This is a genomic window from Vibrio sp. bablab_jr001, assembly GCF_016464285.1.
Taxonomy (GTDB): Bacteria; Pseudomonadota; Gammaproteobacteria; order Enterobacterales; family Vibrionaceae; genus Vibrio; species Vibrio fluvialis.
Genome location: NZ_JACDWZ010000002.1, coordinates 1 through 9,417, shown reverse-complemented (window position 1 = coordinate 9,417; position 9,417 = coordinate 1). Strand labels below are relative to the sequence as shown.

Annotated in this window: 11 protein-coding genes and 1 pseudogene; 6 read left to right on the top strand and 6 right to left on the bottom strand. The window is 46.5% G+C overall.

Going from position 1 to position 9,417, the window contains the following annotated elements:
- A partial coding sequence (locus JIG40_RS00085) for a GPO family capsid scaffolding protein (RefSeq protein ID WP_199464567.1) occupies positions 1-715 on the bottom strand: 715 nt, incomplete at its 3' end.
- A 134-nt stretch (positions 716-849) separates the two neighbouring features.
- Between JIG40_RS00085 and JIG40_RS00080 the strand changes: the two genes are divergently transcribed.
- Together JIG40_RS00080 and JIG40_RS00075 are read left to right on the top strand one after the other, a co-directional pair.
- Positions 850-2,610, top strand: coding sequence for a terminase family protein (locus tag JIG40_RS00080; protein WP_199464566.1), 1,761 nt, complete (start codon positions 850-852; stop codon positions 2,608-2,610).
- A 10-nt stretch (positions 2,611-2,620) separates the two neighbouring features.
- Positions 2,621-3,586, top strand: coding sequence for a phage portal protein (locus tag JIG40_RS00075; protein WP_199464565.1), 966 nt, complete (start codon positions 2,621-2,623; stop codon positions 3,584-3,586).
- Between the two features lie 90 nt (positions 3,587-3,676).
- On the opposite strand, the gene JIG40_RS00070 is transcribed toward JIG40_RS00075, so the two are convergent.
- On the bottom strand, positions 3,677-4,483 hold the full coding sequence (locus tag JIG40_RS00070; protein ID WP_199464564.1) for a DUF1566 domain-containing protein: 807 nt from the start codon (positions 4,481-4,483) through the stop codon (positions 3,677-3,679).
- Between the two features lie 526 nt (positions 4,484-5,009).
- Here JIG40_RS00070 and JIG40_RS00065 point away from each other — a divergent pair.
- Positions 5,010-5,543 (top strand): hypothetical protein, encoded by a 534-nt coding sequence (locus JIG40_RS00065; RefSeq protein ID WP_199464563.1) that lies wholly within the window; start codon positions 5,010-5,012, stop codon positions 5,541-5,543.
- 121 nt (positions 5,544-5,664) lie between these two features.
- Here JIG40_RS00065 and JIG40_RS00060 read toward each other — a convergent pair whose 3' ends face one another.
- Complete coding sequence (locus JIG40_RS00060) at positions 5,665-6,273, bottom strand: KilA-N domain-containing protein (protein ID WP_199464562.1); 609 nt, start codon at positions 6,271-6,273, stop codon at positions 5,665-5,667.
- Positions 6,274-6,910: 637 nt separating this feature from the next.
- On the opposite strand from JIG40_RS00060, the gene JIG40_RS00055 reads away from it, so the two are divergent.
- The 3 genes from JIG40_RS00055 (at position 6,911) to JIG40_RS00045 (ending at position 8,642) form a co-directional block, all read left to right on the top strand.
- Positions 6,911-7,357 carry a hypothetical protein gene (locus JIG40_RS00055; RefSeq protein WP_199464561.1) on the top strand — a complete coding sequence of 149 codons (447 nt, stop codon included), beginning with the start codon at positions 6,911-6,913 and terminating at the stop codon, positions 7,355-7,357.
- 66 nt (positions 7,358-7,423) lie between these two features.
- A complete protein-coding gene (locus JIG40_RS00050; protein WP_199464560.1) occupies positions 7,424-7,675 on the top strand; it encodes a hypothetical protein in 252 nt (83 codons plus the stop codon).
- A 274-nt stretch (positions 7,676-7,949) separates the two neighbouring features.
- On the top strand, positions 7,950-8,642 hold the full coding sequence (locus JIG40_RS00045; RefSeq protein WP_199464559.1) for a hypothetical protein: 693 nt from the start codon (positions 7,950-7,952) through the stop codon (positions 8,640-8,642).
- Between the two features lie 88 nt (positions 8,643-8,730).
- On the opposite strand, the gene JIG40_RS00040 is transcribed toward JIG40_RS00045, so the two are convergent.
- The 3 genes and pseudogenes from JIG40_RS00040 to JIG40_RS00030 form a co-directional block, all read right to left on the bottom strand.
- Entirely contained in the window at positions 8,731-8,982 is a 252-nt protein-coding gene (locus JIG40_RS00040) for a hypothetical protein (protein ID WP_004726819.1), read from the bottom strand.
- Complete coding sequence (locus tag JIG40_RS00035; protein ID WP_004726817.1) at positions 8,973-9,203, bottom strand: hypothetical protein; 231 nt, start codon at positions 9,201-9,203, stop codon at positions 8,973-8,975. Before JIG40_RS00035 ends, JIG40_RS00040 begins: the two co-directional genes overlap by 10 nt.
- A gap of 10 nt (positions 9,204-9,213) precedes the next feature.
- Positions 9,214-9,417 (bottom strand): annotated as a pseudogene (locus JIG40_RS00030) (lysozyme); the annotation flags it as partial.

Genomic DNA, 9,417 nt, shown 5'->3' with positions numbered 1-9,417 from the left:
GCTTTTCGACTTTCTCTTCCAGCTCGCTTTTCTGCGGCTCGTCTTTGACTTCCGGTTCTGCGGGCTGCTCTTTGGCGCTGAGTGTTTGCACCAGTTGGCCGAGCTGATCACTCAGCTTGGTGTTCTGCTCAATTTGTTGCTTCAGCAGCTCTTCGGTTTCTTTGCTCATGTCGTCTTCTTCCTCAGTGTGAGAGAGCTGCTCGGGCGCGTTGTCGCCTTTGAGCCAGCTTTTGAATTTTTGAAACAGCGACGCGTCTTCGTTCGAGAGTGCAGGCGGCGCCGCGCTGTAGTTGACGGTTTGCCCGGTGCAGACATGCAACGCTTTTTCTGCACTGCGTTTGGCCGATAAATGCACTTGCGTGGTGCCCAGCGATGCGGGTTTGTCTGTAAAGGCGAGCCCGGTTAGGTAGGCTTTGCCACTGCTGGCGAAGTCTTCGAGATACTCACAAGAGGTGTGAAGCAACTGACCGTTTTCGATGTTTCGCAGCAGGTGAGAGTTGGGTTTGATTTCAGCCCACAGTTCGTCATCGCGCTTTTCTACCGACAACACGGTGCCGCCTTTCCAGCTCCAGTCGTAGTGGTCATCATTGATTCGTGCGGCGTACTTCGTCGGGTCGTACGTTTCCGCGATATCGTCAATCACTTTCTGCGGGATATCTCGCCCGTCGATAGTGGGGCCAGCTTTCAGAATGCAAATTGGCTCTGACTTAAACATGGAATATCTCTTCTTGTTTCGATGATTCCAATCTAACCAATGGCCTTAACTTTTTGTATTCACGGCGATTCTAGATACCCGATATAGAAACTCTCTCTGCTGAGTCGCGGCGGGCTCTGTTGCACACTGCCAGCATGAAAACGAATCTGGCTATTGAGCAATCCTCACCGATGTACACCGCAGACCAAACCAAAGCGCTTGGCCTGTATCTGCGTCAGTACAAACCTGCCGAAGTTGCGGAGGCGGTGGGCGTTGCGGTGCGAACCGTCCAGCAATGGATTTCGAAATTTGATTGGAAAGCGATGCGGGACGATGCGCCCGTAGAACTGATGCTGCGCCAGCGGATCGCCTATCTGTTGTGGATCGACCAAAAACACGATGAGCAGCTCAAAGAACTGGAAATGCTGCTGGCCCAAAAGCGCAAACGCGATGAAGCCGAGAGCCGGCAGCATCGGCCTGCAAGCAGCCACAGTGATGGCAATAAGCGCGGCCGCAAGCCGAACAAGGTGAAGAACGACGTTTTGCACATCACTAAAACGGTGCTGGATGAGTTTCGTGAGAAGACGTTTTTCGAGTACCAGAAAGACATCCACGCCCACAAGTGCAATCCCGAGCTGAACGAGTTCCGCTTTTACCTCAAATCGCGCCAGATTGGCCTGACGTATTACTTCGCCTATGAAGCGTTTGAGGATGCGGTACTGAACGGTGACAACCAGGTGTTTTTGTCGGCCTCGCGCAAGCAGTCTGAGATCTTCAAAAACTACATCCGCCGCTTCGCGCTGGAAATTGGCGACGTCGAGCTCAAAGGCAAAGATGAGCTGCAACTCTCCAACGGCGCGACGTTTTACTTCCTCTCCACCAATGCGCGCACATCGCAGGGCTTTAACGGCCATGTCTATTTCGATGAAGTGTTCTGGATCCCCAAATTCGGAGAGCTGGACGATTACGCGGGCGGGATGTCGATTCACGACAAGTACCGCACCACGTATCTGTCGACGCCGTCGACCGTGGCGCATGAAGCGTATCCGAAGTGGCAGGGCAAGAAAGAGCAAGGGATTGACATCAGCCATGCGGCGCTCAGGAACGGCTCACTCGGCGTCGATGGCATTTTCCGTCAGATCATCACCATTGATGACGCGATTGAGAAAGGCGCCACGTTCTTCAATATGGAGAAACTGCGCCGTAAGTACCCGGATAAAACCGTATTCGACAACCTGCTGCGCTGCGTGTTTCTGGATGATTCGGCGTCCATCTTTGCGCTCAAAGCGCTGCTGGCGTGCAAAACCGATTCATCGCTGTGGAAGGACGTGGACCACAACAAAGCACGGCCTGCGGGCAACGCTGAGGTGTTGGTGGGCTATGACCCGCGCGGCGGCGGTCAGGGCGAAGGCTCCGACGATGCCGGATTGGTGGTTGCACTCAAACCCAAACGCAAAGGCGGCGTGTTCCGGCTGATTGAACGGGCGCGCCTGAAAGGCTCCAGCTACGAGCAGCAGGCGCTCGCGATTAAAGCCATGACCGAGAAATACAACGTGGTGCATCTGGCGATTGATGTCAGCGGCGTCGGCTCGGCCGTGGCTGAGCTGGTGCGCAAGTTCTACCCGAGCCTGATTGAGCTGGACTATTCGCCGGAAGTAAAACGGATGATGGTTTACAAGGCGCGCGAAATCATCAACGACGGGCGCCTGCAGTTCGACGGTGAGTGGGATGACCTGGTGCATTCCTTTTTGATGATCCGTCAGCAGACCACCAAAGCCAGCAATCAGGTGACCTTTATTTCTACCCGCAGCAAGGTGGGCTCGCACGCAGACCTGGCCTGGGCTTCAATGCATGTGATGCACTGGGAGCCGATTGATATTCACAGCGAGGACGACACCACCGTGTCGTTCTTCTAGGAGACAGAACGTGATTGAGATTGAATTTTCTAACCCGGTCAGTGTGATGAATAGCGATATTCTCAGCTACCTTGAAGTGGCGCTGATTGATGATTTGTACGAGCCGCCGATCGCACTTGATACGCTGGCCAAAGCGCTGCGGGTGAACCCGATGCACTCGAGCGCGATTGAGTTTAAACGCAACACGCTGACCTACGCCGTTACGGTGAGCGATGTGCTGCCGCGCCGCGACCTTAAGCGGTTTATTCAGGACTACCTCACCTTTGGCAACGGTTACTTTCAGGTGGTGCGCAACCTGTTCGGGCAGGTGGTTCACATCAGACACCTTCCGGCACTGTACATACGCCGTCGCAGTGATTTGGGTTACACCTACAAGCCCCGTGCCTACAGCAACGAAGGGCGGATTGATTATCGCGACGGGCAGATTTTTCACCTGGCTGAATACGATGTGGCGCAGGAGCTGTACGGCCTGCCGCAACACGTCAGCGGGCTGACTTCTATCTGGCTCAACGACGATGCCACGCTGTTCCGCCGCCAGTATTATCGCAACGGTTCCCACGCAGGTTACCTGCTGTATATGAACGAGCCGGGCATGACCAAAGAGACGGAGAACGACATTCGCAACAAGCTGCAGGCCAAAGAAGGGATGGCGTTCAAAAACCTGTTTGTAAATGCCAAGGGGAAAGACACCAAAGCGCCGGAGCTTAAACCCATCGGTCAGGTGGAAGCGAAAGACTCGTTCAAAGACGTGAAGAACCAGACCATGAACGATGTGCTGGCGCTGCACCGCGTACCAATCGAGTTGATGAGCATTCGCCGCGAGAGTATTACCTCACTCGACCTTAACAAAGTGGACTGGCTGTTCCACAAAAATGAGCTGCTGCCACTGATTGATTCACTGACCGAACTGAACGAGTTTGTGGGAAGTGAGGTACTTAAACTCAATGAGTATGTGAGTTTGGGGCAAGATAGCTGAAGCCTTCGACTAATATCTGGGCCAATGTATTCTGCGTTGGCTTGCAGATAAACGACGTAATTCATCTTTGCCCCATTTCGATTTCTACATCTAAGGATTGGAAACGCAAGAAACAAAACTTTGGTAAGTCTCATCCTGTTCGTTAACTACCCCTCCTAATGTATTTGAAAGACGTATTAAATAAAACTGCAAAACAGATGTTGCATATACAGTGGATGACCAATAATAATAATTAACAGGCCAAGATCGTTCTGTAAACATATCATCATACTTATCGAGTACCTCAACCTCCAGTTCTTCTCTTGTCGCTAAACGCCAATTTGATCTTCCAGCAATTTGTTCAGTGTTATAAATGGAGCACAATGAATTAGCTTCAGCCCATGTGAATATAGAAAAAGTGCCAACTGGACCAAAACCAAAATCACTTTGAGCTTGAGAAATGGATATAGTACCGCTGTGAGAAGCTGAAATACTGTTAGAAAAAGACTCTGATGGTGAACTAGTAAATAATTTCCCACTTCCTACGTCAAAAACATCAATGCAATCAATAAAATCACAAACTGTAATAGCGACCGTATCACTTGTGATACCACTTTTAGAAGCGGTAAGTTCCGTTGTCCCAACTAAAAGGCCAGTGAGTAGACCTGTATTAGAAATATTAGCAACAGTAGGATCTCCAATGATCTCCCACTCTGCTGAGTTACTCACATCACCTGTCGTACCATCGTCATAACTAGCCTTTGCAACTAGTTGATACGACCGGTCTTTAGGGACAAAAACAGACGACGACTCCAAATTAACAGCAACAACAGATTTTGTATCTGTATTGCAACCATACAATAAAGTTAAGAGTGGTATTACGAATATTAAAGATGCAGACTTGAAAATTTCACGCATAAAAAAATCCCTGTAATTATGAACATAATGGTAGGCTTTAAATATCTAATAGTAGTAGAAAATTTGCTTAATGTATTTTCCCTAAAACACATTGAATGATTCGTCGCACTGTAGATGCTCGCTTAGCAATCCATTCAGCCCACACAACAGCGATATTTGTGTTTGAAACTTGGGATGAAAAGCGCAAGTCAGCGAGCTAACAAGCGATCAAGGAATCAACATACTTTTTCTAATCTGACAGAAACGCTTTAGAGCATCAGGTTTAAAAGACTGTTGTCCATATATGAGTTTATTCATGCCCACCTGAGCCTAGAACAACCTCACGTTGCCTAGGCTCATGCCAGTTTTCATCAATGTTTTTGCTCAATGAAGCGCTTTAAGCTCGCTTTCCATATGATCGCAAAACGAACGCATCATGTTGATTTGCTGCTGCATGGTGAATAGCCACCGCCTTTGAACTCCTAAAATGTTATGTGTAAATATGTATATAGATTCTATACTTAGTTCGATACAAAAGGAGCTAGGTATGGAAGCAGCGAATAACGAAAAAGAAAACGAACTAAATAATTCGAAATTACAAGAAGTTAATGTTAAAGAATCAAGTTTTGGTGATTGGTTGCTAAAGTTAGTTATGAGGCTTCTGGTCGCCTTCCTGATCTTGTGGCAATTTGAAGGTTTGTGGTTGAGTACTCAACCTCAACTTAGTTCCTTTTTACGGAATAATTTTCCTGAGAAATACCGAGAAGAGCAGCTAAAGCTTTCTCGATTCAATGAAAACAACGTATATCTAAATGACATTGAAAATGAACTAAATAAAAAGATGGCTCTCGCGGATAAAGCCATTCTAGAGAAGGGGGCTATGGAGAGAAAAGTTCAAAATCAACAATATGATATGGAAGTTCTGTGCAGATACTATAACACTTCAATATTAATGTTTGGCCATTTGGCTAATAAGTACTCGGAGCAAGAGCTAAATAAATTGGTAAGTTGCACAAACCAAGAGTGTTTTGACATTATCGAACGTTCAGATAAAGCTAAGCGGATGTGTCAGAACATTTAACTCTAGGTGTTCGATAGTGATTCCCAACGCATGGCATTTATAGTTTGAGTAGTCTTGTGTATGAGCCAGCCCACCTGAGCCTAGAACAACACCTCGTTGCCTAGGCTCATGCCATTTTTCATCAATGTTTTTGCTCAATGAAGCGCTTTAGTTCGTCGGCGCCTTGATATTCCAACACCATTCCCTTGTATAAGTTGATGTGGTTAATCGCATCAACTTCCGCATCTACCTGCGAGCGAAACGTTTTAAGCTCGCTTTCCATATGATCGCAAAACGAACGCATCATGTTGATTTGCTGCTGCATGGTTTGATACTGGCGGTAGCTTTCCCCGTGGCGCGCTTTGAGTTCGTCAAACTGCGAAAAGGCACATTGTAAGAATCGGGCTTGTTTGGCGGTGAGAGTGACACCGGACGGTGCAAATTGCGGTTGGCTTGTGATCGCGTCGAACGCGTGGATGACTTGCAGGTGAAACCTGGCGCTAATCCACATCGCGTAGGCGTAGACCAGTTCTTTGCATACCCAAGTTCCTTTTCCATTCTCAACTTTATGTGTGCTACCCAGATCTGGGTAGCTTACGATTTCAGCTATTAATTCCTGAGTTGTGTCCAATCGAAGAAAGCGGCTAGGTTGGTGTTTTGCAGCATTCCCGCTGGCTTTATGCAGGTCATTCAGCGAATACAAATTATCAAGAGTGCGAATACCCTTAGATAGAATGGTTAGTTTGGTCATAGTGACCTCCGAGAAATTATTTGGAGTTCACCATCGAGTGAGATTTCGGGTGGTGAACTGAACAAGGATCTCACTACCGTTTCCTCGGAACACGGCCAGCCGAAGCTGCCTCGCCCAGCCCACCATAGGCGAGGTGTATTTGCGCATAATCGCAGCAAATTCACCATGTGCAGGTGTGCCGAAGCCGCACAAAAAAACCAGCAGAAAGCTGGCGTCTATGCGCCGAGAAATAAACTGGGGAGTGAGATGCCCACGGGTACTGGATTTTGCCAGTACAGCGATAGGGTAAGGGCGGCGAGGGTAGGGTGTCAATGCTTTAACACACACAAATGTGCGTAACTGTGCACGATGCCATCAGCCACCAAAGACTACCGCAACTCGCTTCAGGCCTGTTACGCGGGGTTAGATTATAGGTTTGGGGAAACATATATGTGTACTATTGCATGGTTTTGTTGATGGAAAGCTGATAATTTTATGCGAAACAGTTAGTTAGCTGTGCGTGTTGTAACTGGTTTAACTACGTAAACGCGCATGTGTACTAATAAAATTTTGTGTGTTTGTTTGAGTTCGGAGGAAATACAAGTTGTACCATGCAATAGATAAAACAGATTTCATGTTGTTGAATAATATGGAGGTCATGAAAGGTACTATCCCATCAGCTTCATTTATAAATGCATTTACGGGTACCTCTGGTACTGTAAGCATGTACCAGGTCGCAAACCAACATCAAGATAAAGAAAGTGTTTTTGAAAGCATCAGAGAAGCTGAGTTTCCAGAAGCCCCAAGCAGATTGGGAGCTATTTATTGTTTTGTTTCCGAAGACGATGCAAATAAAGCAAATGCTGACTGGTGGGACAATACCAGAGAAATTGTGGCTGTTGAGACTAGAGAAATAATTGCTATGGGGGTTTATGACTCAAAGCAACTAGATGCGCATCAGGCTGACTGGGAAGAAGCAGCACGACGTTACTTTTCAGGTGAGCATACTGCTGAACCTGTATTAGAAGCGGTCATATGCGGTCGAATACACATTTACGACTGGGAAAAGTACAAAGGATTAGCTTCCGAACTTCTCAACATATAGCCAAGCGTCGCTCACGCCTTAATACGGCATTACGTGAATCCCCAACAAATGAGTAAGGAGCCCATTTTGAGACAGCCAGTGTTTTTGATCTTGTACCTTGGTTTGACTGCTTGTAAACCAGGGGTAGCTGAGCCAAGTAAAGAGTGCATTCAAGCTATGAATAGGGAAAGTGTTTATACAAAAAGTTTAGAAGACCTGCACGAGTTATATAAAGGCGATTTAGCCTCTGATGAGGCTAAACGTCGGATTTCCGCGATGGAAAATCGTATTAAACAAGCCAAAAATTATCAAAGCCAAAACTGCGAGGTTGCTAAATGAAACCTCAAATCGTATCGATAGTAAAAGGCGATAAAAAATATGTTGCACAATATACAGTCAGTAACGGAATAGTAGTTGTAACTGCAATGTTAGGCTCTAAGAGAACATACGCAAGAACATCAGACCCTAAGTAAATAGCCATTGATATTCTGTGCGAGCTCATTAATGAAGGTAAGGCTTCAGACACGCTTTAAAAATTCACATACAAAAATTTAAGAGTGATTCGGTGCTTTACGATGCGCTGGTTTTAGTGGTGCGGAGACTGAGGTATTGCATGTCTCACATCTTAGTTGGCGTGATGTTTAAGCAAACAATAATATCATTGAGAGGTAGATATATTGTGAAAAGAAGAATAAGTATTGTAGTGATTACAGTAGTCTCAGGATGCGCTTCAACTAGTCCGGAGAACTGGACCTATAGCGAAAAAGTAGATCACTTTGAAAACAGTGTGTTTATTGAATCACAGTACTATGATGAGACAGAAAATAGTGGACTGACCATCTCCTGCGATAAAGGCGCTGAAAATGAAATATTTGCCAAGTTCATTGCGTTGAAAAATGAAAACTATTTATTGTTCCCAGATATTGGTGTGGCGAAATTTGATTTCGTGATAGACGGATTGTTAAGTGAAACTACCTCCGGTTTCTATACATATGAAGGCCAAGAGAAAGTTTTCGCTGGTATGTCCAACAAACTTCCGAAACGTTTACTTAACGCAATGGGTAACCCATCTTTGTCAGAAAAACAGCTTCACGTTCGTATGACAGTTGATGGTGTGCATATCAAGGCTTTAAAAAGAGCAATAGATAGCGATGAAGATCTAAAAACAAATGAAGATATCCTCAAATGGGTTAGAGATAATTCAACGACTCAGGGGGTTAAGCATCATTTCGAAAAGCATGTCGAACTAAAAGGCTTCAGTAAATACATCGAAAACTATAATGGGTGCTTAGTCTCAAGCAAATAAACATAACAACGAGCATGGCGTTAAAGAGTGATTCAGGTAAGTTCTCTATTCAATAGTGCGGAACGGGAACCTTATGGCTCCCGCCGTACTAGGCAACTTCTCTCCCTTGCAATAGGGAATGAATCCGGTCGAATTCTTTCACCATACTGCGTTCAATCCGATCACCGAGTTCTTTGACATCGTCTTTCGTCGCATAGGTTTCTGCCACATGGGTTTTGTATTCGCCCAGCTCTTTGGACAACCGGAACAGGTAACCAATCAGTAAACTCAGGATCAGCGTCACGAACGTGCCAAAGGCGAGTACAGCATTCACCCAGCTTGGGTCCAACGTCATTCCCATTGCTCGACCTCTTTGAGTTTTTTGCCTTTCAGCGACAGGATGATGTCGTTCACAGTTTCCTGCGTGACATCATTGGTGGACAGGGTTTTGATTTTCTCTAATCCCCAAATTACCAGGCGGCTGGCAAAGCGTTCCAGAATGACTTTCCAGGCAACCTGAAAAAACAGACCTTTCAGAACTTCCCATAGTGTTTTGCCAAGGATACTGGTTAAAAAATTCATGGTGTTCTCCTTATTGCAGCGGCGCGCCGGTGCGCATCATTTCACTGAGTGTCTTCGCCCGTTTGCCAACCTGACGCGCCCAGCGGCTGTTGAGCATTTCGTTGGCGGCAACATGCCAGAGTTGCTGCTCGATGGCGGCGATCATTTTCTTGAACATGCCAAAACGGGGCAGGCCAAGGTTGAAAATCATGTCGACGATCACCGCCTGACGCGC